The 26,518-nt window shown below is 74.5% G+C and carries 21 protein-coding genes; 11 read left to right on the top strand and 10 right to left on the bottom strand.

The genetic code is table 11. From position 1 onward, the window contains the following. From ACQUFX_RS01115 to ACQUFX_RS01135, 5 genes are all read left to right on the top strand, one after another. Complete coding sequence (locus ACQUFX_RS01115; RefSeq protein ID WP_428964164.1) at positions 1–1,335, top strand: hypothetical protein; 1,335 nt, start codon at positions 1–3, stop codon at positions 1,333–1,335. A gap of 135 nt (positions 1,336–1,470) precedes the next feature. Further along, complete coding sequence (locus ACQUFX_RS01120) at positions 1,471–2,964, top strand: SCO6880 family protein (protein ID WP_428964165.1); 1,494 nt, start codon at positions 1,471–1,473, stop codon at positions 2,962–2,964. Further along, positions 2,961–4,709: an ATP/GTP-binding protein gene (locus ACQUFX_RS01125; protein WP_428964166.1), complete on the top strand. Its 1,749-nt coding sequence runs from the start codon at positions 2,961–2,963 to the stop codon at positions 4,707–4,709. The genes ACQUFX_RS01120 and ACQUFX_RS01125 overlap by 4 nt, the downstream gene beginning before the upstream one ends. Continuing rightward, the gene (locus ACQUFX_RS01130) at positions 4,706–6,538 is read left to right on the top strand and encodes a type IV secretory system conjugative DNA transfer family protein (RefSeq protein ID WP_428964167.1); all 1,833 of its coding nucleotides are present in this window, start codon (positions 4,706–4,708) and stop codon (positions 6,536–6,538) included. The genes ACQUFX_RS01125 and ACQUFX_RS01130 overlap by 4 nt, the downstream gene beginning before the upstream one ends. 63 nt (positions 6,539–6,601) lie before the next feature. Next, a complete protein-coding gene (locus ACQUFX_RS01135; RefSeq protein WP_428964168.1) occupies positions 6,602–7,465 on the top strand; it encodes a hypothetical protein in 864 nt (287 codons plus the stop codon). Between the two features lie 25 nt (positions 7,466–7,490). On the opposite strand, the gene ACQUFX_RS01140 is transcribed toward ACQUFX_RS01135, so the two are convergent. The 6 genes from ACQUFX_RS01140 to ACQUFX_RS01165 form a co-directional block, all read right to left on the bottom strand. Further along, positions 7,491–8,462 (bottom strand): hypothetical protein, encoded by a 972-nt coding sequence (locus ACQUFX_RS01140; RefSeq protein ID WP_428964169.1) that lies wholly within the window; start codon positions 8,460–8,462, stop codon positions 7,491–7,493. Continuing rightward, positions 8,459–9,835, bottom strand: a complete 1,377-nt coding sequence (locus ACQUFX_RS01145; RefSeq protein ID WP_428964170.1) for a hypothetical protein — start codon at positions 9,833–9,835, stop codon at positions 8,459–8,461. Before ACQUFX_RS01145 ends, ACQUFX_RS01140 begins: the two co-directional genes overlap by 4 nt. Then, entirely contained in the window at positions 9,832–10,158 is a 327-nt protein-coding gene (locus tag ACQUFX_RS01150) for a DUF6403 family protein (RefSeq protein ID WP_428964171.1), read from the bottom strand. The genes ACQUFX_RS01145 and ACQUFX_RS01150 overlap by 4 nt, the downstream gene beginning before the upstream one ends. Before the next feature lie 134 nt (positions 10,159–10,292). Further along, complete coding sequence (locus ACQUFX_RS01155; RefSeq protein WP_428964172.1) at positions 10,293–13,532, bottom strand: ATP-binding protein; 3,240 nt, start codon at positions 13,530–13,532, stop codon at positions 10,293–10,295. Next, on the bottom strand, positions 13,532–14,179 hold the full coding sequence (locus ACQUFX_RS01160) for a hypothetical protein (protein ID WP_428964173.1): 648 nt from the start codon (positions 14,177–14,179) through the stop codon (positions 13,532–13,534). Before ACQUFX_RS01160 ends, ACQUFX_RS01155 begins: the two co-directional genes overlap by 1 nt. Continuing rightward, the gene (locus ACQUFX_RS01165) at positions 14,166–15,203 is read right to left on the bottom strand and encodes an endonuclease domain-containing protein (RefSeq protein ID WP_428964174.1); all 1,038 of its coding nucleotides are present in this window, start codon (positions 15,201–15,203) and stop codon (positions 14,166–14,168) included. The genes ACQUFX_RS01160 and ACQUFX_RS01165 overlap by 14 nt, the downstream gene beginning before the upstream one ends. Positions 15,204–15,572: 369 nt before the next feature. Between ACQUFX_RS01165 and ACQUFX_RS01170 the strand changes: the two genes are divergently transcribed. Continuing rightward, positions 15,573–15,989, top strand: a complete 417-nt coding sequence (locus ACQUFX_RS01170; RefSeq protein ID WP_428964175.1) for a hypothetical protein — start codon at positions 15,573–15,575, stop codon at positions 15,987–15,989. A gap of 143 nt (positions 15,990–16,132) precedes the next feature. Here ACQUFX_RS01170 and ACQUFX_RS01175 read toward each other — a convergent pair whose 3' ends face one another. Beyond that, on the bottom strand, positions 16,133–17,005 hold the full coding sequence (locus ACQUFX_RS01175) for a helix-turn-helix transcriptional regulator (protein ID WP_428964176.1): 873 nt from the start codon (positions 17,003–17,005) through the stop codon (positions 16,133–16,135). 196 nt (positions 17,006–17,201) lie between these two features. Between ACQUFX_RS01175 and ACQUFX_RS01180 the strand changes: the two genes are divergently transcribed. The 3 genes from ACQUFX_RS01180 to ACQUFX_RS01190 all read left to right on the top strand — a co-directional run bounded on the left by ACQUFX_RS01180 (position 17,202) and on the right by ACQUFX_RS01190 (position 20,162). After that, entirely contained in the window at positions 17,202–18,707 is a 1,506-nt protein-coding gene (locus ACQUFX_RS01180) for an amidohydrolase family protein (protein WP_428964177.1), read from the top strand. Positions 18,708–18,855: 148 nt separating this feature from the next. Further along, positions 18,856–19,125, top strand: coding sequence for a hypothetical protein (locus tag ACQUFX_RS01185; RefSeq protein WP_428964178.1), 270 nt, complete (start codon positions 18,856–18,858; stop codon positions 19,123–19,125). Then, positions 19,125–20,162 (top strand): hypothetical protein, encoded by a 1,038-nt coding sequence (locus tag ACQUFX_RS01190; protein WP_428964180.1) that lies wholly within the window; start codon positions 19,125–19,127, stop codon positions 20,160–20,162. The genes ACQUFX_RS01185 and ACQUFX_RS01190 overlap by 1 nt, the downstream gene beginning before the upstream one ends. Positions 20,163–20,261: 99 nt before the next feature. On the opposite strand, the gene ACQUFX_RS01195 is transcribed toward ACQUFX_RS01190, so the two are convergent. Continuing rightward, positions 20,262–22,142 carry a carbohydrate-binding module family 20 domain-containing protein gene (locus ACQUFX_RS01195; protein ID WP_428964181.1) on the bottom strand — a complete coding sequence of 627 codons (1,881 nt, stop codon included), beginning with the start codon at positions 22,140–22,142 and terminating at the stop codon, positions 20,262–20,264. A gap of 250 nt (positions 22,143–22,392) precedes the next feature. On the opposite strand from ACQUFX_RS01195, the gene ACQUFX_RS01200 reads away from it, so the two are divergent. Further along, positions 22,393–23,322, top strand: a complete 930-nt coding sequence (locus ACQUFX_RS01200; protein WP_428964182.1) for an LLM class F420-dependent oxidoreductase — start codon at positions 22,393–22,395, stop codon at positions 23,320–23,322. Positions 23,323–23,367: 45 nt separating this feature from the next. Here ACQUFX_RS01200 and ACQUFX_RS01205 read toward each other — a convergent pair whose 3' ends face one another. Beyond that, positions 23,368–23,622: a hypothetical protein gene (locus ACQUFX_RS01205; RefSeq protein ID WP_428964183.1), complete on the bottom strand. Its 255-nt coding sequence runs from the start codon at positions 23,620–23,622 to the stop codon at positions 23,368–23,370. Positions 23,623–23,688: 66 nt separating this feature from the next. Between ACQUFX_RS01205 and ACQUFX_RS01210 the strand changes: the two genes are divergently transcribed. Beyond that, a complete protein-coding gene (locus tag ACQUFX_RS01210; RefSeq protein ID WP_428964185.1) occupies positions 23,689–24,954 on the top strand; it encodes an FAD-binding protein in 1,266 nt (421 codons plus the stop codon). A 15-nt stretch (positions 24,955–24,969) separates the two neighbouring features. Here the strand turns inward: ACQUFX_RS01210 and ACQUFX_RS01215 are convergent, their stop codons facing one another. Next, positions 24,970–26,109: a site-2 protease family protein gene (locus tag ACQUFX_RS01215; RefSeq protein WP_428964186.1), complete on the bottom strand. Its 1,140-nt coding sequence runs from the start codon at positions 26,107–26,109 to the stop codon at positions 24,970–24,972. Positions 26,110–26,518 lie beyond the last annotated feature (409 nt).

Consider the following 26,518-nt stretch of genomic DNA (forward strand, 5'->3'; position numbering starts at 1 on the left):
GTGGACTGTGGACTGTCGCCCTGGACCAGCGTCTTCGACATCTTCAAGCTGATCGGCGACCCGATCGGCTGGCTGGTACGGATCATCGCCAACCTGGTCCTCGCCGCGGCGATCACCCTCTTCCAGGAGTTCACCAACGAGGTGCCGACCCTCGGCGAGGGGCCGGGCGGTGGCATGACCGTACCGGGACTGATCAGCGACCAGGTCGAGTGGCTGATCGTGTACCTCGCGGTGGGCTCGATCATCTTCGCCGCGGCGAAGATGGCGATGGACCGCCGTGGCGAGGCCGGCAAGACGGCCCTGTACGGCTTCCTCCGGGTCATCCTGGTCGCCGGGGCGGGTTCCTGGGTGGCGATCAAGGCCGCCGCCGTCTCCGACAACTTCACCAGCCACCTCTTCACCGAGGCGTCGCTGACCATCATCAAGAGCATCCCCTGCATCGAGCAGGGCACCAACCTGGAGGGCTTCCTCCTGCTGGTCGTGGCGTTCCTGCTGCTGATCTCGGGGATCGTCCACGTGCTGATGCTCTACATCCGGCTCGGCGTGATGATCCTGCTGCTGGGCACCCTGCCGCTGGCCGCCGCCGCCTCGATGACGGACTGGGGCGCCGGCTGGTGGCGCAAGCACATCGGCTGGACCATCGCCTGGCTGCTCTACAAACCGGCGGTCGGCCTGATCATGTTCGCCGGGGCCGAGATGCTCGCCGAGGGCAACCGGCAGAGTTGGGCGCACGGCCGGATCGCCGGGGTCGGCATCCTGCTGCTGTCGGCGGTCGCGCTGCCCGCGTTGCTCAAGCTCGTGGTGCCGGCGACGGCGGCGCTGGGCACCGGGAACCCGGCCGGCACCGCGATCTCCGCCACCACCGGCGCGGTGGCCTCCGGCGCGAAGAAGATCGCCGGCTCGGCCCTCAGCCACAGCGGCGGCGGAGGCGGTGGCGGCCGGGGCGGTGGTCCCTCCGGATCGCGGGACACCGGCGGTGGTCAGGGCCCCGCCGGGCGCAGTTCCGGCAGCAACCCCCGCACCGGGCGGGACGGCGGCTCGGGCCGGGACGGCGGCGCCGGCTGGGGCGGCGGCAACGGCTGGGACGGCGGCTCCGGCACGGACGGCGCGTCCGGTGCGGACGGCGGCCCGGGTCGGGACGGCGACGCCGGCTGGGACGGCCGTGCCGGGGGCACCGGCAGCAGCGGCGCACGCGGGGCGGGCAGCGCCGCCGCCCGGCTCGCCGGGCCGGCCGCCGCCGCGATCGAGGTGGCGCACCGCAGCGCCCAGGTCGGCCGCCAGATGGCGACCGGCGCCATCGAGGGGGGCGACGGCGAGGCCGGCCACAACCGCTGACCACCGCCGCCACCGGGGAACACGCCCGGCCGGCCGCCGAGCGCCGGCACGGAGAGCACCGACGGTACGGGCCCACGGGGGCCGCCGGGACACCCGGCGCGCCCGCCGGCCCGGGGACAGGGAAGGGACAGGCACATGTCGACGGATGCCGCCATCGAGCCCACGTACGGCAACTGGCGCCGGCCCCGGCGGGCCGGGTTGGGCCCGTTGGGGCTGGCCGGCACGGTGGGGGTCTTCGGCGGGTTGGTGGTGGTCCTGCTCGCCTCGCTGATCTCGATCCAGGCGGCGCTGGTGGTCGGCGCACCCTTCCTGATGGGGATCGCCCCACTGGCGGTACGCACCCAGGACGGGCGCAACCTGTACCAGCTCGTGGCCCTGCGGATCGGGTGGTCCCGGCGTCAGTCCAGGAAGGAGCACCTGTACGTCTCGGGGCCGCTGTCGGCCCGCCCCGAGGGCCGCTTCCAGCCTCCCGGGCTGCTCAGCGGGGTGGTCTCGCGGGAGGGGCGGGACGCCTACGACCGGCCGTTCGGAGTGCTGCACCACAAGAACCGCCACCTCTACACGATCGTGCTGCGCTGTGAACCCGACGGCGGCTCCCTGGTCGACCCCGACCAGGTCGACACGTGGGTGGCGCTGTGGGGGGAGTGGCTGTCCCGGCTCGCCCACGAGCCCGGCCTGCGGGGGGCCTCGGTGGTGGTGGAGACCGCACCGGACCCGGGCACCCGGCTGGCGACCGAGGTGCTGCCCCGGCTCGACGACTCGGCCCCGCCCGCCGCCCGCGCGGTGATGGAGGAGGTGGTCGACGACTACCCCTCCGCCTCGTCGGAGATGAACTCGTACATCACCCTCACCTACGCCCCGGTCGGCGGTCCGCGCCGCGATCCCGAGGACGTGGTCACCGACCTGGCCATCCGGGTGCCCAGCCTGCTGACCGGGCTGATCAGCGCCGGTGGCGGGGTCGCCGAGCCGCTCACCGCCGAGGAGATCGCCGAGGTGGTCCGGGTCGCCTACGACCCGGGCTGCGCCGGTGAGGTGCTCAGCGTCCGGGCCGAGCACGGCCACACCGGCCTGGAGTGGGCCGACGCCGGGCCGGTCGCCGCGGTGGAGACGGTCGACGCGTACCAGCACGACTCCGGGGTCTCCCGGACCTGGCTGCTCACCCTCGCCCCCCGGGGCACCGTCCGCTCCAGCGTGCTGCGCACCATGCTCGACGCCTCCGCCGGTACCCGGCGCAAGCGGGTGGCGCTGCTGTACCGGCCGATCGACCCGGCGACCTCGGCCCGGATCGTCGAGTCCGACCGGCGGACCGCGCAGTTCATGGCCACCTCCGGGCGGGGCATGGTGCAGGCGCGGGCCGCCGCCGAGGTCCGCGCCGCCGAGCAGGCCGCCGCCGAGGAGGCCACCGGGGCCGGGCTGGTGGAGTTCTCGCTCATGCTCACCATCACCGTCGACCGCCACGACCAGCTTGACGACGCCTCGGTGCTGGTCCGCAACATGACCGGGGCGACCCGGATCGCGATGCGCCCGGCCAACCGGATGCAGGCGGCGGCGTTCACCTGCACCCTGCCCACCGGGATTCTCCCCTGGGAGCACACCATGCTGCCGCACGAACTCCAGGAGGCGATGTGACCGGCAGGACCGACCTGCGCGCCGGTGTCCGGACCGGCGACCTCGGTACCGGTTGGCCGGCCGGCAGCTCCGGCGCGGCCACCGCGCTGACCGGCGTGGTCGGCGACCCGGACGACGAGGCGCCGAAGCCGCCGAAGGAGACGAGGCCCGCCCGGCCGTCCCGCAGCCTGCCCGTGTCGAACCGGGGCTGGGAGGGGCCCGGCGGCGGCAAGGTCGGCTACCTCGACGCCCCCACCATGTGGCGGGCCACCACCGTGCAGGCCTGTGGGCTCTGGCCCTTCTCCGCCGGCTCCGGGGCGCCGATGTCCGGGGTCCCGCTCGGGCAGCACCTCTTCACCGGGGCCACCGTCTGCGGGGACCCGATCTCCTGGTTCACCCGGGCCCGGTACATCTCCAACCCGTCGCTGTTCATGCTCGGCATGCCGGGCCTGGGCAAGTCCACCCTGATCAACCGGATGGCGGTGGGCCTGGCGGCGACCGGGGTGGTGCCGCTGGTCCTCGGCGACCTCAAGCCGGACTACGCCGACACGGTACGGGCCCTCGGCGGGCAGGTGATCCAGATCGGCCGGGGGGTCGGCGGGATCAACGTGCTCGATCCGGGGGCGATGGGGCTGGCCGCCGAGCGCATCGGTGGGCAGGCCGGCCAGGCGCTGGCCGCCGAGACCCACGGCCGGGTGCTGAACATGGTGGCGGCCCTGCTGACCATCGTGCGGGGCCGGGCCCTGGACGACCACGAGCAGGCGGTCCTCTCGGCCTGCCTGCGGCACCTGCGGGAGCACACCCCGAAGCACCGCGCCCCGCTCCTGCCCGACCTGCTGCGGGTGCTGGAGGAGGGGCCGGACCGGGTCCGGGCGGTGACCCTGGACCGGGGTCAGGAGACCCGCTACCGGGACGCGGTGGACCCGTTGCACCGCTCCCTGCTGGGCATCCTGGACGGGGCGCTGGGGGACACGTTCGGCTCGGTCACCTCCACCCGGATCGACCCGGACGCCCCCGCCGTCTGCATCGACATCTCCCGGATCGGAGAGGCCGACACCCAGCTCACCGCCGCGGCCATGCTCGCCGCCTGGTCGGACGGCCTGGGTACGGTCGCCGCCTCGCACGCCCTCGCCGACGCCGGGCTGGCCCCCCGGCGCTGGTTCTTCACCATCCTGGACGAGCTGTGGCGTCCGTTGCGGGCCGCCTCCGGCATCGTCGACCGGATCGACGCCCTGACCCGGCTCAACCGGTCGCTGGGTCTCGGCGATGCGAAGATCACCCACACTCTCAAGGACGCCGAGGCGCTCGGCTCCGACTCCGACCGGGCCAAGGCCCGGGGTTTCGTCGAGCGGGCCGGCATCGTGGCCTGCGCCGGCCTGCCGGCGGCGGAGATGCAGGAGCTGGGCCGGGTGATCGGGCTGTCCCGGCGGGAGGTCGAGCTGGTCTCCTCCTGGTCCTCCCCGCCTGGCTGGGCGAGCACCGGCAGCAACGAGGAGCCCCCCGGGCGGGGCCGGTTCCTGATCAAGGTGGGTGGTCGGCCGGGTATCCCGATCCGGGTCTCCATCACCGACACCGAACGCCGCCTGCACGACACCAACCAGCGGTGGGTGCAGAACGGGTACGCCGCGCAGCAGGCGGCCGAGCGGGCGGCGGCCCGGCAGGCGGCCTTCGAGGCCGAGGCGGAACTGGGCAACCTGGGTACCCGACCGGAGTTCGCCCACCGGGCCGACGGGACCGCGCCGGCCGACCGGGGGTGGCGGGCGTGAGCGGGCCGTCGGGGGGCCCGCCGAAGGGGTCGGACCTGTTCTTCTGGGCCTTCAGCCTGGTGGCCCTCGCCAACCTGGGGATCTTCCTGGTCGCCTGGCTGGGCGGCAGCCTCGGGGCCGGGCTGACCGGACACGGCTGGCACCTGCCGCCGTTCACCCTGCGCTCCTACCTGGCCCTGGTCGGCGGGGACACCGGGGCGCTCTGGCCGGGGGCGCCCGCCTGGGCCGTCTACACCGGGACGGTGGTGACGGCGGCCCTCATAGTCACCCCGCTGGTGGTCGGCGGGCGGGCCCTGCTGGACCGGCGGCGGCGCGGCATCGGGCTGGCCCGGGCCCGGGACCTGGCCTCGCTGGCCCCCGCCGGGATCGCCGCCCGCGCCCGGGAACTGCGCCCCTCGCTGGCCGGGATGAGGCACCTGCCTCCGGACGAGACCGGCAACCTCCTCGGCGACCTCGCCCCGAGCGGCCCCGAGCTGCGCTCCTCCTTCGAGGACGTGGAGCTGGACCTGATGGCGCCCCGGGCCGGCAAGTCCACCGGCATCGCCATCCCCCGGGTGCTGCGGGCCCGGGGCGCGGTCCTGCTCACCTCCAACAAGTCCGACGTGTACGCGGTGACCCGGGCCGAACGGGAGCGCACCGGCACGGTGTGGACCTTCGACCCGCAGGGCATCGCGCACAGCCACCGGGAGATGTGGTGGGACCTGCTCGGCGACTGCGGCACCATCGAGGGCGCCCGGCGGCTGGCCGGGCACTTCGTGGCCTCGGTCAACGACGACACCACCAAGAAGGACTTCTGGATCTCGGCGGCGCAGAACACCCTGACCGCGCTCTTCCTGGCCGCCGCCCGGGGCGGGGCCTCCGTCGCCGACCTGCTCGGGTGGCTGGCCGACCCGGCCGACCGTACCCCGGTCGACCTGCTGCGCGACGCGGGGCTGCACGCCATGGCCGAGCAGTTGCAGGGCACGGTCCGGGGCGCGGTGGAGACCCGCGACGGCATCTACGAGACCGCCCGGCAGTGCGTGGCCTGCCTGCTGGACCCGGAGATCCTGGCCTGGGTCACCCCGGACCCGTACCTGCCGCAGTTCCGCCCGGACCGGCACGTGCTCGGCCGGGACACCCTCTACCTGCTCTCCAAGGACGGCGGCGGGTCGGCGGCCGGGGTGATCGCCGGGCTCGCCGACGCCACCCTGCGCGCCGGGGTGGTCGCCGCCGAGCGGATGGGCGGGCGGCTGGACCCACCGATGACGGCGGTGCTGGACGAGGCGGCGAACGTCTGCCGCATCTCCGACCTGCCCGACCTCTACTCCCACCTCGGCTCCCGGGGCATCAACGTGGTCACCCTGTTGCAGAGCTACCGGCAGGGCTCCCGGGTGTGGGGGGAGGCCGGGATGGACGCGCTGTGGGGGGCCGCCACCATCAAGCTGCTCGGCGCGGGCCTGGACGACGCCGACTTCGTGGAGAAGGTCTCCAAGCTGGTCGGCCAGCACGACGTCAGCACGGTCAGCGTCTCCCGCAGCCGGGACGGCTCGTCGCGGTCCACCTCCTACCGGCAGGAGCACGTGCTCCCGCCGGACCGGATCCGGGCCCTGTCCAAGGGCACCGCCCTGCTGCTGGCCACCGGCATCCGCCCGGCGGTGATCACGCTGCGTCCCTGGTACAAGGAGCCGGACGCCGGCCGGATCTCGGCGCAGGCCAAGCGGGAGGTCGCCGCGATCACCGAACGGGCCGCCGCGCGGGCGCTGCCCGGCGCGGCGCACCCGGGGCCCCCACCGCCCCCACCGTTCCCACCGGTAGTCGACGGTGGCGAAAAGCACCTCCGGAGCGCCTGAACCGGGGTGCCGGGCCGGCCGTAGAGAGAGCGTCATGCTCCCACGCAGCAGAGAGGTACGCGGATGCCCAGACAGAGCCAGTCGGGAAGCGGGTCGAACAGCGGCGACGAGATCGGCCCGGAGCAGGAGCAGCAGTACTCGTACCAGATGTACCCGTACCAGACCACGAACGCCGCGTCGAGCAGCGTGTACAGCCACGCCAGCGACAGCAGCTACTACCAGGAGTACCAGCCGAGTCCGGTGGGGAGCACGAGCACCACGTCGTTGCCCGCCGGGTACGGCCAGTACACGGCGAGCGACTACCAGGCGTCCCTGCCCAACGTCTCCGCCAACTCCTCGGTGGAGCGCCTGGAGAGCGCCTTCGACGGCCACAACTTCGACGTCGAGGGCCAGTTCTACCGGATGGAACCCCGGGCCAACGGGCGGGGCTTCGACCTCCAGCACTGGACCGGCCAGGCGTGGAAGGCCATCAAGAACGAGGAACGGCGCAACCAGGTCCTGCTGGGGGCGGCCTTCGTCACCCAGGCGATCGGCACCCTGGCGGGATGGCCGAACGTCTACGCCGGTGGGGTCGGCGCGGGCGGGGCGCAACTGATGAACACCGTCCTGACCGCCGCCTACAACCAGTGGCAGATCCACCGGAACCCCCAGAACCCGCACCCCAAGCCGAACCTCTGGCAGATCGTGCCCGCCGTGGCCAACGCGGTGGGTCAGGGCGTCTACGGTGGCCTGACCCCGTCGAACCCGCAGGCCGCGGGGTACGGCGCGGCCGTGGCCGGGCTGAGCTACGTGGCGAGCGGCCTGCTGCCCCAGCAGGGCCAGTACGTCCCGCCCACCACCCAGCCGAACACCTCGTCCGGGCAGCAGAACCAGAGCAACACCACGGGGACGCAGCTCCCGCCCTCGGGCAACGTCCGCCGACGGTGACCCGCGCCGAGGCAGGGTCGGGCGCTCACCGGCCGGGGCGGTCCGTCCGGTCGGCGAGCGTGGTGGCCTCCCGGCCGAGCGCGTCGACCCGCTCCCGGAGCCGCCGGACGGCGGCGGCGTCACCGTCGACCGTGGCGAGGTCGTCGAGCAGGGCGACGTACCCGGTGGTCAGGTTCCGGTAGCCACGGAGGAACGCGTGGTCCTTACCGGCGCGGGTGGCCTGGCGGTGCACCTGGGCGTACCGTCGATCCAGGTCGATGATCTGCTGGGCCAGGACGGCCGCGGCGGCGCTGAGCGCGCTGCGGCCGTCCGCGCTCTCGTCCCGGCGGGCCCGGCGCACGGCCGCGAGCCGGCCGGCCCGGCGACCGCCGACGTAGAGCGCGGTCGCGCCGGCGACCACCCCGACCAGCGCCGCGCCGGCGAGCAGGAAGCGGGGCAACGAGGGGCTGATGGTGCGCCCGCCGTCCGGGACGATGGCGGCCCGCACCAGCCGGTCGTAGTTGACGACGACGACCTTCAACGCCTCCAACGGGCGGTCGACGAACCCGTCGGTGCCCCGGGAGATGGTCGTCTCGGCCACCACCGCCTTGCCGAAGTCCTTCGCGTCGTCACCGGTGTACCGGGCGCAGCCGTAGGTGTCCCAGTCGTCGCCGTCCGCGCTCATCACCAGCACCAGGGTGCCCTTCGCCGCCTGGCCCACGTCCTGGCAGGCGGCGCGCAGGTCGGCACCCGGCGCCATCAGCAGCACCACCAGCCGGCGGTTGCCGATGATCCGCTCGGCGGCGGCCCGGTCCAGGTCGACGCCGGGGGCGGCGTACACCGAGGAGGTCCGCACCTGGCGGGCCATCGGCCCGTCCAGCAGGCCGCCGGACCACAGCGCCCAGCCGGCCAGCACCACGCAGGCCAGCACGGCCAGGCCGAACGGGGTGCTGACCAGGTCACCGAGCCAACGTCGGACGGCGGGGCGGGTGAACCACCGGCGTGCGGCGGGGATCACGACAGCCTCCCCTGGAGGTAGAGGTGCGGACGGTAACCGGCGATGCCCAGCGTGCGGGCGGTGTCGTCCAGTTCGGCCGTCGCCGTGTCGAGCAGGCGGGTCACGTGCCGGTCCGGCAGCCCCTCGTCGAGCGCCTCCCGGGCCGCCTGGAGCGTGACGATGCCCCGGGTCAGCGCGGGGTTGCTCCGTGCGTCGGTGAGCAGGGAGACCTCCAGCGCGAGGGCGGTGAGCCCGGCCAGCCGGGCGGGCACCCCGCCGCGCTGCGGGTCGCCGGGACGGGCGAGCAGGCCCCCGCCCGAGCGGCGCAGCGACCGGATCGACAGGACCAGGAACGCGGCCACGCAGCCGGCGAAGACCCACGGCAGGGCGGGCAGCGCCACCCGCAGCGGGTCGAGCGGCCGGTACGGCAGGGGCCGGTCGAACAGCCCCGCGTACCGGATGTCGGTGACCTGGTTCAGGTACGCGGTGAGCACGTTCTGCTGCGGATAGGCGTACCGGCTGAGCCGGCTGCCGAACTGGGCGTAGAAGCTCGCGGCGGCCAGTTCCGCGAACTCCTCCCCGGCCGGGCCGTGGTACTCGATCCAGGTGCCGTACATCAGCACGATCGGCTCGTCGGGGAAGAGCCGGGTCAGCACCGGCCCGTACGCGGGCAGCGGCTCGCCGTGCGGCTGCGCGGGCAGCACCACGTACCGGGCGCCGTCCGGGAAGGCGTTGCGGGCGGCGTCGGCCGGTACCCGGGTCAGGGTGGCCCCGGCGGCGACGTGCGGCCGGTCGGCGCGCAGGTCGGCGGCGACCCGCTCCACCTCCGCGTCGGTCGGCTCGCGCCAGCGCAGCTCGTCCCGGTCCTCCGGGCGGGGGTCCTTGTTCAGCGTGGTGATCAGCGTGACCAGCAGGTCGGTCACGTCGTGGGTGGCGAACTGCGCCCGCCAGCCGGGGATCCGGTCCGGGGTGACCTCGTACAGGCCGCCGCTGACCTGGGTGCCGATCACCCGGATGGTGGCGTTGTCGACCTCGCGCAGGTGCTTGCGCTGCTCCTCGTCGAGGCCGGGCGGCGCGACCAGGATGCGCACGTCGTGCGCGCCGATCGCGTCCCTGACCCGGGACTCGTTCCAGGCGGCGACGGCCCCGGGCAGCCGGACCACCGGGTCGGCGGCGACCAGCGCGGTCATCTCCTCGACCGAGGGCAGCGTGACGTCGCTCAGCTCACCGGCCGACCCCTCCTCGATCCGGCCCGACGCCGACGGGGACTGGCCGTAGCTGACCTCGACGCTCTGGTGCTGGGCGAGCAGGAACACCACCAGGACCACCACGGCCACGCCGAGGAAGACCCAGCGCAGCCGGTCGGCCCGGCGCAGGAGCTGACGGCCGGTCACGCCGTACCTCCCCCGGCCCGGTGGCCCGCCCGCCACAGCTCGTCGGCGCGGCGCGCGTACCCGGTCGCCGTGCGGGCCGCCGTCGGCCCGCCGCGCCCGGCGGCGAGGTGCTCGGCGCGGGCCAGCAGGTGCTCCGCCTCCGGCACCGGGTGCCGGGCCGCGTCCCGGCTGACGGCGGCGCTGTCGATCGCCGCCCGCGCCGCCGACCAGGCGACGACACGGTCCTGCGCGCGGGCCCGCCACCGGGGCAGCAGGGCTGTCACGAAGCCCGCACCGAGCAGCAGGACGCCACCGAGCAGCCAGACCAGGAGGGGTTGTGCCATGTGCTCCAGCCGTCCCAGGAGGTGTTGTCTGCGTTCCTGTCTAGCGCAGGTGCGCCAGTGCTGCTCAGGTGGGGTGCGCGGCGGGCCGGAGGGTCGCCGGGCGGTGCCGGGGCGGTGACGGATGGTGTCGGACGCTACGGGTTGCGGGCCCGCTCCAACACCTCCTCCACCGTGAGCGGACTGGCCGGGTGGTGGCTCAGCGACAGCGGGGTACGGATCTTGACCGGGGCGGCCCCCTCGGCGGCGAGGTAGAACTCCCCGGTGCCGAGCCGGGAGATGTCGGGGACGTCACCACCCTTGGCGCGGGCCATCTCGCGGGCGGCCTCGATCTGCACCGGGGCGTTGAGCCGGCCGTAGAGCTGGGTCGCCGCGTTGCCCGGGATCCGGTTGTGCAGCGACTTCGGCGACTGGGTGGCGAAGACCAGCCCGAGGCCGTACTTGCGGGCCTGGGCGGCCAGGGCCAGCGTGCTGTGCGTACAGGCGGTCATCGCGCCGGAGGGGGCGAAGGTCTGCGCCTCGTCCATCACCAGCAGGCCGAGTAGCGGCCGGTCGTGGGCCGGGTTCCGCTTGATCCAGGCGAACAGACTCAGTTGCAACTGGTTGACGAAGCTCTGCCGGGTCTCGTCGGAGTTCAGACCGACCAGGTTGACCACGGAGATCCGGGCCGAGCGCCCCGGTGGCGGGGTGAGCAGCAGCCCCGGGTCCACCGGACTGCCCTCCCCGCCGAACAGCGGGTCGTTGACCATCGCGGCGGCCAGCGACTGCGCCAGGGCGGCCCCGATCCTGTCGGCGCCGTCGATGTCCACCAGGCCGTCCGGCAGGTCGGCGAGCAGGTCGACCAGCCCCTGGACCCGGCTGCCGCCCCGCCGGCCGTAGTGCTCGACGGCCTTGCGCAGCACCGCCAGGCCCAGGTGGGCCCGGCTGGTACGGCCGGTGAGCTGGGCACGGGGCGCCAGCGCCGCGACGGCGGCCTCGACCGCCTCGGTGAACTCGTCCGGGTCGTCGAGCACGGCCCGGAAGTCCGGCAGCGGCTGGAAGCTCAACGGGCGCCCCGCCGAGCGGCGCGGGGTCCAGACGGTCACCTCGGTCCCGGCGAGGTACGCGGCGGCCCGCTCCGCGTCCCCGGGACCCCAGTGCTGCGGGGGCTGCGGCCACGCGTCGCCGAGCCGGGCCAGGTCGTTGTTCGGATCCAGCACGATGGCGGAGACGCCCTGGAGGGCGCACTCCTCCAGGATCCGGCGGATGAGCACCGTCTTGCCCGACCCCGAGCCGGCGAAGATCGTGGTGTGCTTGCGCAGCGCCTCGAGCGCGAGCCGCACCGGCGTACCGTCGCCGTGGTCGTGCCCGACGGTGAACACCGGGCCCTCGTCCCGGGGCCGGGCGGGCGTCACCCGACCACCGCCCCCGTCCTGCCCGGTGGGGGAGCTGTCCGGCCCGGCGGGGGAGCCAGCGGAGGGCTCGGCCGCTGTGGTGGCGCCTGCTGTGGTGGCGCCTGCTGTGGTGGGCTCGCCGGGGGGCGGTGCGGCCGGGAGCCAGTCCCCGACGTCGGCGAGGGCCCGGCGCAGGACGGCGACGTCCCGGGCGGGCCGCCGCGCGGCCAGCCACCCCCGGACGTCGACCGGCGCCTCCGCCAGCAGGCCCCGCAGCGCCCACAGGGTGCGCAGGTCCTCGTCGGTCAGGGGCAGCGTGGTCCCGCCGGCCCGGTGGAACGCCTCGACCGCCAGCTTCGTCTTCGCGCCGCCGGACCAGGCGGCGTTGCGCAGCAGGAACAGCCTGCGTCTGGCGACCCGTTCGTCGAGCCCGGTGGCGGTGCACGCCTTGCGCAGCCGGGTCAGCGCCGCGATGGCGTGGTGGCCGTCGCTGACCGCCCGGAAACACCAGTGGACCTGGTCCTCGGTGGCCTCGTCGAGGGTGAGCCGCAGGCGCGCGTGCAACGGCGGGTCGGCGCTGGGCGGCGGGTCGACGCTGAACACCCCGCCGGTCTCGCCGCGCTCCAGCACCCAGGCGGTGAGACCGGCGGCGAGCAGCGCCGGGACCGTGCCGTCCTCGGTGTCGCGGGCCAGCGGGGCGGCCACGTCCGCCTCCGCCCGGAGCTGGGCGAACCGGGCGTCGAAGCGGGCCAGGTCGGCCGGTGCGCAGACGTCGACGGGCGGCGGCGGGGCCGGGTCGGTGCCCGGGTCGCCGAGCCGGGCCAGTTCCCGTACCTCACCGGCGGCGAGACAGGCCCGGATGTGCCGGTCGATGTCGATCAGCAGTTGCCGGGGCGTCATCGCGCCGGCCCCGGCGAACGCGTCCGGCAGCACCGGCCAGGACGGGTACGGCGGCACGAACCCGAGGTCCGCGAAGTGGAGGGCGAAGCGCTTCTCGATGATGGCCCGGCCCAGGTCGACGTCGTCGATCGTCTTGAGCTGGGGCGGCTGGCGGAACCGGTCACCCACCGTGTCCACGGTCTGGTTGCGGATGATCGTCCAGGACGTGGGCAGGCAGGCGACCAGGGTCAGCGTGCGGCGGGTCAGTTGCCGCAGGGTCATCAGCCCGTCGGCGAAGCGGGCCAGCGCCGCCGCCTGCTCCGGGTCGTCGCGGACGTCGACCCGCTGCTGGGCCGGGTCCGCGACGAGCACCGACTGCGCGATCATCGTGTCGATCTGGTCGACGGCGATCACCGTCGGGCCGGTCAGCGCGAGCAGCCAGGAGAGGTCCTGCACGAGCTGCTGCGGGGGACGGGGCGCGCGCCGCATCCCCCACGCCGCCCGTTCCGCCGGTGTCTCCTCCTCGCCCGAGGCGAAGTAGTTCTCGGCGATGTCCCGGTGCGCGACGTCCTCCGACACGCTCAGCGCGAGCGCCCGTACCGTGTCCTGGCAGCGGGTCACCACGTGCCGGTCCAGCCGGGTCAGCCCCGCGACGAACGCGTCCAGCGCGGCCCGGGTCAGCTCGGTCTCCCCCATCACCGCCCGGCGCGCGGCGCGGGGCGCGCCCACCATCGCCGACAGCCGGCGCAGCAGCAGCCGGAGCTGGGTCTGTCCGGCGGACACCGGCCGGGCCAACCCGTCGAGGACGGCGGTCAGCACGCTGTTCCAGAAGCCCTTCGGGTCGAGCAGGCCGACCAGGAAGAAGTACCCGTCCTGCGCCTGCACCTGCTGGCGGGTCCAGCCCAGCAGGTGGGTCTTGCCGGAGCCGCGCTGCCCCTGCAACACCAGGCCGATCGGGCTGCCGTCCACACTGGCGCGGGCGTCGGCGAGCCCGTCGAGCACGTCCCGCACCACCGCGCCGTGCAGCCCCTCGACGTGGAAGGGGGAGGGCCGCCAGACGTCGTCGGGTACCGGCGCCCAGTTGAACCTGATCGCCGCCAGGGCGGCGCGTTCCGCCTCCCGCATCACACGCCGATCGCCAGCAGGTGCTTGTCCTGGCCACCGATCCGTACCGCCGCCGCGACGTCCTGCGGGGTCAGCATCTTCTGGTTCGACTCCGGCACGATGTTCACGTCCGGCTCCCGCTCCAGGCGCCGCAGCGCCTCGTCGAGGTCGGCGACGTCGACGTCGCCGAAGAACGGCCGGAGCCGGGTCAGGCCGACCCACTCCCCGGGGCCCGTGGCGAGGGCCGCGTACGCCTGCCGGAGCCGGGTCCGCAGGACCTGCGGTCCGCCCGTCGGCGGGGTCGCCGCCCGCAGGTCGGTCAGCGCGAACAGCTCGCCGAAGGACCGGTAGTCGTCGCGGGGGGCGATCCGGTCCCGCAGGTTCGCCAGCAGCAGGGTCAGCGCGCCGCCGAGGGCGCGGGCGCCCCGGGCGTCGAGGGGGAGGTCGTGTTCCACCCGGGCCCAGCCCCGGTCGGCGAGCTGGTGCAGGTACGTCCGGCCGGACTTGCGGCTCTCGACGTACCGGAGCCGGTTGAGCTTGTCCCGGTACCCCTTGCGGACGTCGATGTGGTACCGCTCCTTCAGTTCGGTGTTGGGGATCTCCCGCGCCACCGCCATCAACGCGACCAGGATCGCGCTCTCGCTCGGGGTGAGGTCATCGCCGGGCATGGAACCTTCCTTCCGCCATGGCACGTCGCCGGTCCCGCAGGTAGGTGCCGATCTGGTGCACCACCGAGCCGACGTCGTGGCTGATCCGTGCGTTGGTGAAGCGCAGGACGGCGTAACCGTCCAGTTGCAACCGGACGTCGCGCTGCCGGTCCGCCTCGAACCGGGCCGGGTGGCAGTGCTCCGGCCCGTCGACCTCGACCACGCAGCGCTCGGCCGGCCACACCAGGTCCAGCCGGACCGGCGCGGTGAGGACGTCCGACTGGTACGACTGGTTCCACCGGCGCCCCGCCGCCCAGCTCTCGGCGGCCAGGGCGGCCTCCAGCGCGGCCTCGGCGGCGCTGGCCGGGTGGGGCCGCCCGACCACCGGCGGCGGCGCGGACCGACCCGGCGTCCCGCCGCCCGCCGGCCCGGTGGCAACCGGGCCGGGCCGGGCGAGGTGGACGACGGGGACCCGGTCCACCCGCAGCGCCCCGCCCACCAGCCAGACGCCCAGCCGGCCGTGCTGGGCCAGCCACTCGGCCGCCGCGACGAGGGCCTGCTCCGCCTGCTCGGTCGGGTCGGCGGGGAGGTCGACGAGCAGGACGAGCCCGGACCGGTCGAAGCCCTCCGCGACTACCCGGGCCAGCCCGAGGCAGCGCTGCTCCAGCGCGAAGGCGTCGCCGCGCGGGCGTCGGCCGGTGAGCGCGGCGGTGGCGAGGTGCGTCAGGAAGGCCGCGGAGTGCCGGGAACCACGGGCCCGGCCGGTCGCGGCGGCGCGCACGGCCGCCAGGCTGAGCGGATCGGTACGGCCGACCTGCGCCGCCTCGGGGAGCCATCCGGGCAGCAGCGCGTACGCCACCTGTTCGAGCCGGTCCAGCGTCGTGCGGACGACGTCGAGCGGGCCACCCGAGCCGGGGTCGAGGACGACGGCGGCATGGTCGGTCAGGCACCGGGCCGCCGTCTCGGCGACCACCTCGACGGTGGGGCCGCCGAGGTGGACGACCCGGTCGGTCGGGAGGCCGGCGAGGTCCCGGGCGAGCGTCATGCCGGGCCGGGCGCGCGCGGGGGACGGGCGGCGGATGTCAGCGTTCTCAACCCCTCGGGCGGCCGGCGTCGGGCGAACCCGAACACCCTACGAACCCCGACGGTGCCGCACCATAGCGATCCGGGTCACCGGCTCCGCCGGGCCGGCTGCCCGCCGGGTCGTCCACCGTGGCCGGTCCGCCGGGGCGGGGGCATCCGCGCTGGTGGGGACGGCCGTTCCGGGTGGCCACCGACGGGGACCGGTGCGCCGCCACCGATCAGTCGGGCATCGGACACTCGCCGGGACCGGGCTGGCCACGACACCACCGGACCGGCGGGCTGAGTACGGGTACCCATCCGTTCCGTCGGGCGGACCGGAATGATCAGGGCCGTGGACACGTCGACACGTACCCGCTCCCTCGCCGGGGCTCTGCTCCTCGCCGCCGCGACGGTGGCGGTGTGGTGGGCGTGGCTGGGCTGGCACACCGGCCACCCCACGGACCCGCGGACCGGCTCGGCGGCCGGCGCGTACGCCGGTTGGCAGGTCTTCGGGGTGGTGCTCTCCCTGGTCGCGGTCGCCGCCGTCGCCGGGTGGCTGCTCAACCCGTGGCTGGTGGTGCCGGTGATGACGGCGGCGTTCACCGTCGCCTGGTCGCAGCAGGCGTCGGCCGGCGCCGAGTCGGGCCTCTGGGCGATCAGCGCGATCCTGGTCCTGGTCGGCATGGCGGCCGGGGCGACCCTGGTCAGCGGCGGAAGTCACCTGCTGCGCGGCTCCCAGCACCGTTCGGGGGTTCCCGCCGGGACCTGACCCGGCCCCCGTCGGCCGGTACCGGCGCGGGGGAGGCCGACCCCGGGGGGAGCGTCGTGGGGTCGGCGCCGGTACCGGCGTCCACCGGCCCCGCACGCGGTCCTGGTTGGTCGCCCCGCACGCCGTTCTTGTGCGGGTCGGCCTCACGCCGTCGGTCTGCGCCCCGGCCCCGGCGGCCGTGCCGGTGCCGTCCGGTCCCGTCGGGTCGCGGCGAGGGTGCCGAGCAGGGTGAGCGCCTCGGCGCTGCGGCTGCCCGGCTCGGCCTGGTAGACGATGAGCTGCTGGCCCGGGGCGTCCCGCACGTCGAAGGTCTGGTACGTCAGGGACAGCGCGCCCACGTCCGGGTGGTGCAACTCCTTGCCGTCGGTGGTCTTGCCCCACACGTCGTGGGAGTTCCACAGGGCGAGGAACTCCTCGCTGGCCCCGCCGAGGGTCCTGATCAGCGCGTGCAGCCGGGGATCGCCGGCGTCGTGCCCCACGGCCTGCCGCAGGTGCGCCACGGCGGCCCGCGCCGCCCGGTCCCACCGGGCGTGGAACCAGCGCCCCGTCGGGTCGACGAAGATCATCCGGGCCAGGTTGTCCGCCGCCGCGAACGGGGCGAACAGCGCGTCCGCCAGGGCGTTCGTCGCCAGCACGTCGAGCAGCCGGTTGGTGACGAACGCCGGTGCGGTGAGGTGCAGGTCCATGAGCTGCCGCAACGCGGGGGCGACGGTGTCGCGTACCGTGCCCCGGCGGGCGGTGGCGGTGAGCCCGGCCAGCCGGTACAGGTGCTCCCGGGCGTCCGGGTCGAGGTCCAGCGCCTCGGCGAGCGCGTCGACCACCTGCGCCGACGGGTGCCGTTCCCGGCCCTGCTCCAGGCGGGTGTAGTAGTCCACGCTCACCCCGGCCAGCACGGCGAGTTCCTCCCGCCGCAGCCCCGCGACGCGGCGCTGCCCGTACCGGGGCATGCCCACCTCCTCCGGCCGACGGCGGGCCCGGCGGGCCCGGAGGAATTCGCCGAGTTCGTTGGCTGCCATGCCTCGACGGTAACCAGCCACCCGGCCGGCTGCCTGGGTGTGTCGCACCCAGGCAGCCGCCGCCCCGCCGGTCCGTGCCCGGACGGCGCGCACCCGGGCGGGGTGCGCCCCGGCGCGAGGTGCCCTGCCGCCGGCCGCCGGAGCCGCCGACAGTGGGCCACGGCAGGCGCGTTTCTTCGACCCCGGAGCAGCTGACATGACCAGGACCACCCCCGACGACCTGCGGCAGGCCCACCGGACCGGCCGCCCGATCCTGCTCACCGGCGGCACGATCGTCACCATGGACCCGGACCTCGGCATCCTCGACCGGGGAGACCTGCTGATCCGGGGAGACGTCGTCGCGGCCGTCGGCACCGACCTGCGATCCGGGGCCGCCGTCGGCACCGACCTGCGGTCCGGGGCCGCCGTCGGCACCGACCTGCGGTCCGGGGCCGCCGTCGGCACCGACCTGAGGACCGGGGCCGCAGCGGGCGGTGCGCGGCCCGGGGCCGCGACCGAGGGCGCGCTCGTCGTCGACGTCACCGGCGACATCGTCGCGCCCGGGTTCGTCGACACCCACCGGCACGCCTGGCAGGGGCAGTTGCGCCGGATCACGCCGGACGTGGACGACCTCGGCGCCTACCTCGGCACCACCCTGGCCGGGTACGCCCCCGCCTACACCCCCGAGGACATGTACGTCGGCACCCGGCTCGCCGCGCTCACCGCCCTCGACTGCGGCATCACCTGCCTGCTCGACTTCTCGCACAACTCGCGCTCGGCGGCGCACTCCGACGGGGCCGTCCAGGCGCTGCTCGACACCGGGATCCGGGGCGTGCACGCGGCGATGCGGCCGCACTTCGGCGCGTGGGACCGGCAGTGGCCGGCCGACCTCGCCCGGCTGGTCGACCGGTACGGCGACGACCCGCTGCTGACGGTCCGGCTGGCCGCGCTGGCCACCGACGAGATCGCCGGCCCGGACCTGGCGTACCGGCCGGAGCTGGCCCGGCTGGCCGGGGAGCTGGGGATCGGGGTCAGCGTCGACGCCGTCTTCGGGGCCACGTCGTCGTCGGCGATCCTCGGCTGGGCCCGGGACGGCCTGCTCGGACCCGACATCACCCTGATCCACTGCACCGGGCTGACCGGTGCGGCGTGGCGGGCGATGGCCGACACCGGCACCACGGTCTCCCTGGCCCCCACCTCGGAGCCGCACCTCGGGCTGGAGAACGCCGTGCCCGCCGTGGACGAGGCCCTCGCGGTCGGCATCCGTCCCGGGCTGGGCATCGACGTCGAGGTGGCGCTGGCCAGCGACATGGTCACCCAGATGCGGGCGCTGTACGCCATCCAGCGGATGCGGGCCGTCGAGGCCGGGTACGGCTCCGGCGCGTCACGCCCCCGGCTGCGCGCCGCCGACGTGCTCGACTTCGCCACCCGGCAGGGGGCCCGGACCAACGGGCTGGGCGACGTCACCGGGTCGCTGACCCCGGGCCGGCAGGCCGACCTGCTGGTGGTGGGGGCGGCGGAGCTGAACACCATGCCGCTCAACGACCCGGTCGGCACGCTCGTGCTGGGCAGCGACGCCCGCAACGTCACCGCCGTGTTCGTCGCCGGCCAGGTCCGCAAGTGGGACGGCCGGGTGCTGGACGTCGACCTGGACCGGCTCCGCGCCGACGTCCACCGGTCCCGCGACCGGATCCTGCGCGCCGCCGCGCAACCGGCTGGCTGACGCCGGCGGGGTCCGATGGTTGACCGGCAGCAGCCGGCGCCCGGTCGTTGTACCAGGTGAAACCGGGTTCCACCTCCACCCGGGGCGGACCCGGTCTCCCATCCGGCGCCGCCGGTCGTGCCGACCGGCCGGAAGAAGGGAGGCGGGGATGGCCACACCCACCGTCACCGCCACGTTGCACAAGTCCAGTTTCGTCTCCGGCGAACCGATGCTGCTGACCGTGCTCTACGGCCACCCGGACGGCCACCCGGTGACCGTCACCGTGGTGCTCACCGACGCCGCCGGCCGCAGCAGCGCGCCGGTGAGCGTCACCACCGGCTTCGAGCCGCTGACCGTCACCGTCACCGACGACTCCGGCCGGGTCTGGAGCCGGCTGTCCGACGACGGGGCCACCGCCGTCCACCAGGCGGTGGCCTGATGCCCCGGGTCACCGTGGCGGTGCGCGACAGCGCCGGGCGGACCGCCACCGCCCACGTCGACTACGCCGTCCTCGCCCCGGTGCTCGGCGGCTACTACCTCTCCGGCAACGCCGACCCCACCGCCGACATCGCGGGGAGCAACATCCGCTCGCTGACCCAGTACCGCAGCCTCGCCGACGGGTACGTCTTCCCCGGCTGGCAGAAGCCCTGGCTGGTCACGCTGGGCCGGCAGGGCGTCCGGCTCAACATGGTGCTGGAGCTGAAGCACTACGGCGCCCCGGACGCCGGGCCGCAGACCGTCACCGTCGACGGGGTCAGCTACCCGGTGCCGGCCCCGAACATGACCATCCAGCAGCGGCCGGGCACCACCTGGCCGAGGGCGTACGGGTACGGTCAGGTCCTCGCGGGTCAGTGTGACGGCCTGCTGGCCCGCGCGCTGTCCCAGTACCGGACCCTGGGTTTCGGGGTGAACCTCCAACTCGCCTCCGAGCTGGACACCGACCACGAGTTCGGCACCACGGAGGGCGGGGTCGGGTACACCTGGGCGCAGGCGGACGCCCGCGCGGTGAGCGCGATGCGCTACGTCGTGGACTGGTTCCGGGCCCGGAGCCTGCCGGTCGGGACGACCTTCTCGCTCGGCGTCGGAGGCTGGGACCGGACCGCGTACCGGCGGCTGCACCCGGAGTCGCTGATGAGCCGGCTCGACTTCCTCCAGTGGAACGCCTACGCCACCGACGCCGCGCACACCGCCCTGGCCCGGTTCCGTCGTACCAAGGACTGGGTGGTGGCCGACCTGGGGCCGGTGGCCCGGTCCCGGCCGGTCCTGATCGCCGAGTGGGGCGTCCGGGCGGCGGAGGTACCCGACCAGGCCGGCTGGATCGCCACCGTGCCGGCCGCCGTCGCCCAGCTCAACGCGGAGGGCGGCCCGCAGATCGTCCGGACCAACTACTTCAACTCCGGCTGGGGCACGCTCACCCCGAAGTCGACCGGCCTGGTCGCACTGCGCGCCGCCTACCTCCGCCCCCCGTACGCCTGACCCGCCCGCTGAGAAGGAAGGGCCCCTTGTTAACAGGCCGAGAGTGAGAGGGGTGACCTTCTCTACCGTAGGCGTTAACAAGGGGCCCTTCCTTACACCTCAGCGCCAGGTGCCGGTGATGGTGCCGCCGGCGGTGGAGACCCGGTTCGCGCCGCTCTCCCAGACGGTCTGGCCGTTGCCGATCTTCACGAGCTTCCACTCGAAGGAGGCGCCGGCCGGCAGGTCCACCGTGCCGGTCCAGCTCGGGTAGGTGCTCGTGCCGGTGCTGAGCTTGACGCCGCTGCCCGGGTTCCAGTTGCCGAGCTGCGGGATCGAGCCGACCACGTAGACCTCCTGGCCCCAGTTGGTGGTGGCGGTCACCGTGAAGCGGGTGGCGCCGGCCGGGATGGTCGGGCTGGGGCTGCTGGTCGGGGTGGCCGTCGGGGTCGGCGTCGGCGTGGCGGTGGGGGTCGGCGTCGTGCCGTCGGTCCGGGCGTTGACGTGCAGCGCCACGCCCCGGTCGGCGGGGATGCTGGTGGTGAAGCTGCCGCCGGTGACCGTGATCGTGCCGCCGGTGCACGCCTTGGTGGCCGGGTTGAAGGTGCCCCGGGCGACGTTGCAGTACGTGCCGTTGGGCAGGTTGGTGCTGAACGACCGGCTCCACGCGCTGCCGGTGGCGTTGAAGGCCGCGTACCCCCGGTTGCCCCGGGCGAAGGCGAGCCGGCCGTTGCCGTCGGTGAGCTGGTTGCTGATGCCGGTGCCGGCGACCGCGTTGCGGAAGCCGGGCATCCCGGCGACCTGCTCGTTGCGGTGCTCGCAGATCCACTCGGAGCTGGCGCAGTTGGTGGCGTTGGTGGTGCCGTTGCCGCTGCTCGGCGGTCCCTGCCCGTGCACCGACCCGAAGGCGTAGCTGGACATCAACTGCGGCCGGCCGTACGGGTGGGCCATCATGAACGAGTCGGCCAGGTAGTACCGGGCCCCGCTCTTGTAGGTCAGCGTGGGGCTCTCGCGCTGGGTGTCGTGGTTGTCGATGAACACGATCGCCTGGCTGGCGGTGAGCCCACCGTAGTTCGGCATGTTCCCGAGCTGAGCGATGTTGCCGTCGCGGAACGCCGAGGCGACCGAGCGCTGGTAGTCGAAGTTGGTCACCCCGCCGTACGGGGCGTACGCGGTGTAGGGGATGGTGCCGTCGCCGTACACCTCGTGGAACAGGTCCGGCTTGCCGCCGAAGACCGGGACGTCCTTGAGCCGGCTGATGATGTCGGCCAGGTGCGACTCCTGCACGTGCTTGGCCGCGTCCACCCGGAAGCCGGCGACCCCGAGGTCGATCACCGAGTTCATGTACTTGGCGACCTTGCGCCGGACCTCCGGGTCGGCGGTGTTCAGGTCGGCCAGGGCGAGCAGTTCGCAGTCCTGCACCTCGGCCTTGTTGCCCCAGTTGCTGATGGTGCGGTAGCAGGGGCCGAAGTCGGCGTACCGGTAGCTGTCGCCGGAGCCGTCGTTGAACAGGTTGGGGTACTCGTACTTGCTGTAGACGGTGCCCGCGCTGCCCGGACCGCTGCCCACCGAGCCGGTGCCGGTCATGTGGTTCAGCACCATGTCCACGTAGATCTTGACGCCCTGGTCCCGGCACCGCTGGATCATGTCGACGAACTCGGCCTTCGTGCCGCGTCGGGTCTGTTCCACCCGGTACGACACCGGCTGGTAGTCCTGCCACCACGGGTAGGTGGCGCCCTCCGCGGTGGGCAGCACCACGTGCTCCTGCGGCGGGGAGACCTGCACCCCGCCCCAGCCGTTGGGGCCGAGGGTGGACTCGCACTCCTGCGCCACCGAACTCCAGCGCCACTGGAACAGGTGCACGATCGAGTCGCCGTTGGCCTGGGTGGCGGCGGTCTGCGCGACGGCCGGCGGTCCGGCGGTGAGGGCGGTCAGGGTGGCCGCCACCATGGTGGCGGCCAGGGCGGCGGCCGGTACGGCGACCTTGGGTCGGGGAAGTCTCATCCACACTCCTCGGGGGACGGAGGGATGCCGCGGACAGGCAACGGCAAGGTTTCCTGCAAGTTGCGCAAGAAGTTGCGGGTTGCCGAGACCGTAACAGTGATGCGGGTGATTGTGAACCACGGATTTCCGGGCAACCGCCTGATGGCATCGTTGTTGCCAGGGCTGCAAGCTCCTGCAAGACTTTGCGAATGCCGTCTTCCCGGGTGGGTGTCCGGAGACGCGGTCGGGCGCGTCTCCCTATGCTCGGCTCATGGAACTGCGGATCTTCACCGAGCCCCAGCAGGGCGCCAGCTACGACCAGTTGCTCGCCGTGGCCCGCTGCGCCGAGGACGCCGGGTACGGCGCGTTCTTCCGTTCCGACCACTACCTGAAGATGGGCTCCGTCAGCGGGGACCCCGGACCCACCGACGCCTGGATCACCCTGGCCGGCCTGGCCCGCGACACCAGCCGGATCCGGCTCGGCACCCTGATGACCGCGGCCACCTTCCGGCTGCCCGGCCCGCTCGCCATCGCCGTCGCACAGGTCGACGCGATGAGCGGCGGCCGGGTCGAGCTGGGCATCGGCACCGGCTGGTACGCCGAGGAGCACACCGCGTACGGGATCCCGTTCCCGCCGCTGGCGGAGCGCTTCGACCGGCTGGAGGAGCAGCTCGCCGTCATCACCGGCTTCTGGACCACCCCCGCCGGGCAGACCTTCGACCACGCCGGCCGGTACTACCCGGTGACCGCCTCACCCGCGCTGCCCAAGCCGGTGCAGCGGCCCCGCCCGCCGATCCTGCTCGGCGGCATGGGCCTGAAGCGGACCCCGCGCCTGGCCGCCCGGTACGCCGACGAGTTCAACCTGCCCTTCGTCTCCGTCGAGGACACCGTCGACCAGTTCGGCCGGGTCCGCGCCGCCTGCGCCGCGATCGGCCGCGACGCCAAGGAGCTGACCTGGTCCAACGCGCTGGTGGTCTGCTGTGGGCGGACCGAGGAGGAGATCGCCCGGCGGGCCGCCGCCATCGGCCGGGAGCCGGCCGAACTGCGTGCCAACGGCCTCGCCGGCACCCCCGCCGAGATCGTCGAGCGGATCGGCCGGTACGCCGAGGCCGGCAGCCAGCGGATCTACCTTCAGATCCTCGACCTGGCCGACCTGGACCACCTCGAACTCGTCGCCGCCGAGGTGGCGCCCCAGGTGTAAGGAAGGGCCCCCTGTTAACGCTTCCGGTAGAGGAAGGGCCCCTTCCTAACCAGCCGGCCGGCCCGCCCCGGCGCGCGGCGGCGGGCCGGGTGGCCCCGGCGGGGGAGTGGGGGAGGGCGCGGGTACCGGCGCCGGCGGTGGTCCCGGCAAGGGCGCCGGCTCGGTGTCGTCCCGGAACGTCACCCGGTACGCCGGCCCGGGTGGCGCGCTCGACGGCAGCGGGCCGATCCCGGTCGGGTCGAGCTCCTCTTCGGACGGGTGGACGTCGCCCCGCAGGGTGGGGTCGCGGTAACTGCTCATCGTCGTACTGTTCCCCGTTCCCACGACGGCAACCGTGGACGGCCGGCGGCCGGTATCGTCGCCGGGATGGCGACGACTCCCGTGGCGGACGACGTACCGCGACGCAACTGGGCGGGCAACGTCCGCTACACCGCCCGGCGGTACCATCGCCCGACCTCGCTCGACGAGCTGCGCCGCCTGGTCGCCGGCAGCACCCGGCTGCGCGCGGTCGGCAGCGGACACTCGTTCAACACCCTCGGCGACACCGCCGGGGACCTGGTCACCCTGGCGGGCCTGCCGCCGACGCTCCGGCTGGACCCCGAGCGGCGTACCGTCACGGTGGCCGCCGCGCTGCGCTACGGCGACGTGGCGACCAGGCTGCACGCGCAGGGGTACGCCCTGGCGAACCTCGCCTCGCTGCCGCACATCTCGGTCGCCGGGGCGGTCGCCACCGGTACCCACGGCTCCGGCCCGGCCAACGGCAACCTGGCCACCGCCGTGGCCGGCCTGGAGCTGGTCACCGCCGACGGGGACCTGCTGCGGGTGGACCGGCACACCGGCGGCGACGAGTTCGCCGGCATGGTGGTCGGCCTCGGCGCGCTCGGCGTGGTCACCGAGGTCACCCTGGACGTGGTGCCCGCCTTCGAGGTGCGCCAGTACGTCCACCACGACCTGCCCCGGGACGCGCTCGACGCGGCGCTGTCGGCGGCGTACAGCGTCAGCGCGTTCACCGACTGGCGCTCGCCGCGCTTCGGCCAGGTGTGGCGCAAGCAGCTCGCGGCGCGGCCGGCGCCCCCGCCGGACTGGCTGGGCACGACGGCGGCCGACGGCCCCCGGCACCCGGTGCCGGGGATGCCGGCGGAGAACTGCACGGCGCAGCTCGGCGAGCCGGGCCCGTGGCACGAGCGGCTGCCCCACTTCCGGCTCGGCTTCACCCCGAGCAACGGCGACGAACTCCAGTCGGAGTACCACCTGCCCCGCGCGGCGGCGGCCGGGGCGCTGGCCGCGCTGGACCCGGTCGCCGACCGGATCGCCGCCGTGCTCCAGGTCTGCGAGCTGCGGACGGTCGCGGCGGACCGGCTCTGGCTCAGCCCCAACCACGGCCGGGACAGCGTCGCGGTGCACTTCACCTGGGTCGGTGACCCGGTCGCGGTGGCCCCGGTGGTGGCCGAGGTGGAACGCCGGCTCGCCCCGTTCGGGCCGCGCCCGCACTGGGGGAAGGTCTTCCGCCTCGATCCCGCCTCGATCGCCGCGACCTACCCGCGCTGGGGCGACTTCGCCGCCCTGCTGGCCCGCCTCGACCCCGCCGGCACCTTCCGTACCGACCTCCTGGACCACCTCTTCCCCCGCTGATCCCGGCCGGTCGGCTCAGCGGTCGGTGGTGACCTGGTCGCGCAGCGTTCCGCGCTGCACCGCGCGGCTGATGTCGGTGGGCGAGACGATGCCGACCAACTGGTCACCGGTGACCACCAGCGCCCGGCCGTCGGCGCAGGCGCTCAGCCGGGGGAGCAGGTCGGTCAGCTCCTCCTCCGGCCGGGCCAGCACCAGGTCGTCGGCGCGGCAGGCCACCTCGGCCAGCCGGGTGGTACCCCGCTGGTCGGGTGACACCCCGCGGACCCGGTCCAGGGTGACCAGGCCGACCGGCCGGCCCTGCTCGACCAGCGGCAGCGCGGTGTGCCGGTACGCGAAAAGGTAGTGGTCGACGAAGTCCGCCACGGTCATCTCCCCGGAGGCGGTCTGCGGCTGCGCGGTCATCACGTCACCGACCCGTACCCCGCGCAGCGCGCTGCCCACCCGGGCCTGCCGCTCCTCCAGGCCGGCCGCCCCGATCAGGAACCAGCCGATCAGCGCCAGCCAGAGCCCGCCGACCCCGGCGCCCACCAGGAACCGCCAGAGCCCGAGACCGATCAGCGCCACCCCGAGGACCCACCCGGCGCGGGCGGCCACCACCGAGCCCTTCGTCCGGTCCCCGGTCGCCTTCCACACCGCCGCCCGCAGCAGCCGCCCACCGTCGAGCGGGGCCGCCGGCAGGATGTTGAAGACCGCCAGCAGGACGTTGATCCCGGCCAGCCAGGAGAGCGCGCCGAGCAGCAGCCCCCGCTCCCCGGTGACCGCGACGGCCAGCGCGATGCCGCCGAAGAAGAGCCCGAGCAGCAGGCTGACCAGCGGGCCCACCCCGGCGATCCGCAACTCGGCCCCCGGGTCCTTCGCCTCGCCGCGCAGCTCGGCCACGCCCCCGAAGAGCCAGAGCGTGATCCCCTCCACCGCCAGCCCGTTGCGCTTGGCCACCACCGCGTGCGACACCTCGTGGGCGAGCAGGCCGAGGAAGAACACCACCGCCGCGCTCAACCCGGCGAGCAGGTACGCCCAGCCGGGCCGGCCCGGGTACACCTGGGGGAACTGGCTGGCCGACAGGGCCCAGGCGATCAGGGCGAAGATGACCAGGACGCTCCAGTTGACCCCGACCGGTACGCCGGCGACCCGACCGATCCGGAAGCTCGCCCTCATGCCCGGCTGGTACCCGTTTCCGGCCCCGCCATGCTCGCGGGCGAGGTGTCGGCAGGATGCCCGCTCGGGCCGTGTCGAGCTGAGTCGTCTGCGTCGTCAGGTCGACAGGGTTTGGCGGGTGCGTCGGTGGCGCACCGCAGGCTTCTTGGTGTGGTGCCCTGCGGCTCCTGTCGACCTGCACTCATAGACGGGGCAGGGCGCGGCGGGCGTACCAGGCTGAAGGCGGGCCGGTGCGGTGGTTGCCACTCGTGTAACGCCAGCACCTGGATGTCGATCGCTCGATCCCGGAGCTCGTCGGGCATCGGAAGCCGCTGAGGAGGACACGCCAAGGATGGTGCCATTTTCGTGTACCGCGCATAGGCAGCGGTCGGGGGCGGCCGAACCAGTGGTTCTTCGGATCGTTGTCCGG

Source organism: Micromonospora fluostatini, from assembly GCF_050410825.1.
In the GTDB taxonomy this organism is placed as follows: domain Bacteria; phylum Actinomycetota; class Actinomycetes; order Mycobacteriales; family Micromonosporaceae; genus Micromonospora; species Micromonospora rosaria.

Coding starts and splice junctions, on each gene's coding strand:
- ACQUFX_RS01120 (WP_428964165.1), top strand. CDS start 1,471: ATGTCGACGGATGCCGCCATCGAGCCCACGTACGGCAACTGGCGCCGG.
- ACQUFX_RS01135 (WP_428964168.1), top strand. CDS start 6,602: ATGCCCAGACAGAGCCAGTCGGGAAGCGGGTCGAACAGCGGCGACGAG.
- ACQUFX_RS01175 (WP_428964176.1), bottom strand. CDS start 17,005: ATGGCAGCCAACGAACTCGGCGAATTCCTCCGGGCCCGCCGGGCCCGC.
- ACQUFX_RS01150 (WP_428964171.1), bottom strand. CDS start 10,158: ATGGCACAACCCCTCCTGGTCTGGCTGCTCGGTGGCGTCCTGCTGCTC.
- ACQUFX_RS01215 (WP_428964186.1), bottom strand. CDS start 26,109: ATGAGGGCGAGCTTCCGGATCGGTCGGGTCGCCGGCGTACCGGTCGGG.
- ACQUFX_RS01155 (WP_428964172.1), bottom strand. CDS start 13,532: ATGCGGGAGGCGGAACGCGCCGCCCTGGCGGCGATCAGGTTCAACTGG.
- ACQUFX_RS01195 (WP_428964181.1), bottom strand. CDS start 22,142: ATGAGACTTCCCCGACCCAAGGTCGCCGTACCGGCCGCCGCCCTGGCC.
- ACQUFX_RS01210 (WP_428964185.1), top strand. CDS start 23,689: ATGGCGACGACTCCCGTGGCGGACGACGTACCGCGACGCAACTGGGCG.
- ACQUFX_RS01165 (WP_428964174.1), bottom strand. CDS start 15,203: ATGACGCTCGCCCGGGACCTCGCCGGCCTCCCGACCGACCGGGTCGTC.
- ACQUFX_RS01160 (WP_428964173.1), bottom strand. CDS start 14,179: ATGCCCGGCGATGACCTCACCCCGAGCGAGAGCGCGATCCTGGTCGCG.
- ACQUFX_RS01200 (WP_428964182.1), top strand. CDS start 22,393: ATGGAACTGCGGATCTTCACCGAGCCCCAGCAGGGCGCCAGCTACGAC.
- ACQUFX_RS01190 (WP_428964180.1), top strand. CDS start 19,125: ATGCCCCGGGTCACCGTGGCGGTGCGCGACAGCGCCGGGCGGACCGCC.
- ACQUFX_RS01205 (WP_428964183.1), bottom strand. CDS start 23,622: ATGAGCAGTTACCGCGACCCCACCCTGCGGGGCGACGTCCACCCGTCC.
- ACQUFX_RS01185 (WP_428964178.1), top strand. CDS start 18,856: ATGGCCACACCCACCGTCACCGCCACGTTGCACAAGTCCAGTTTCGTC.
- ACQUFX_RS01180 (WP_428964177.1), top strand. CDS start 17,202: ATGACCAGGACCACCCCCGACGACCTGCGGCAGGCCCACCGGACCGGC.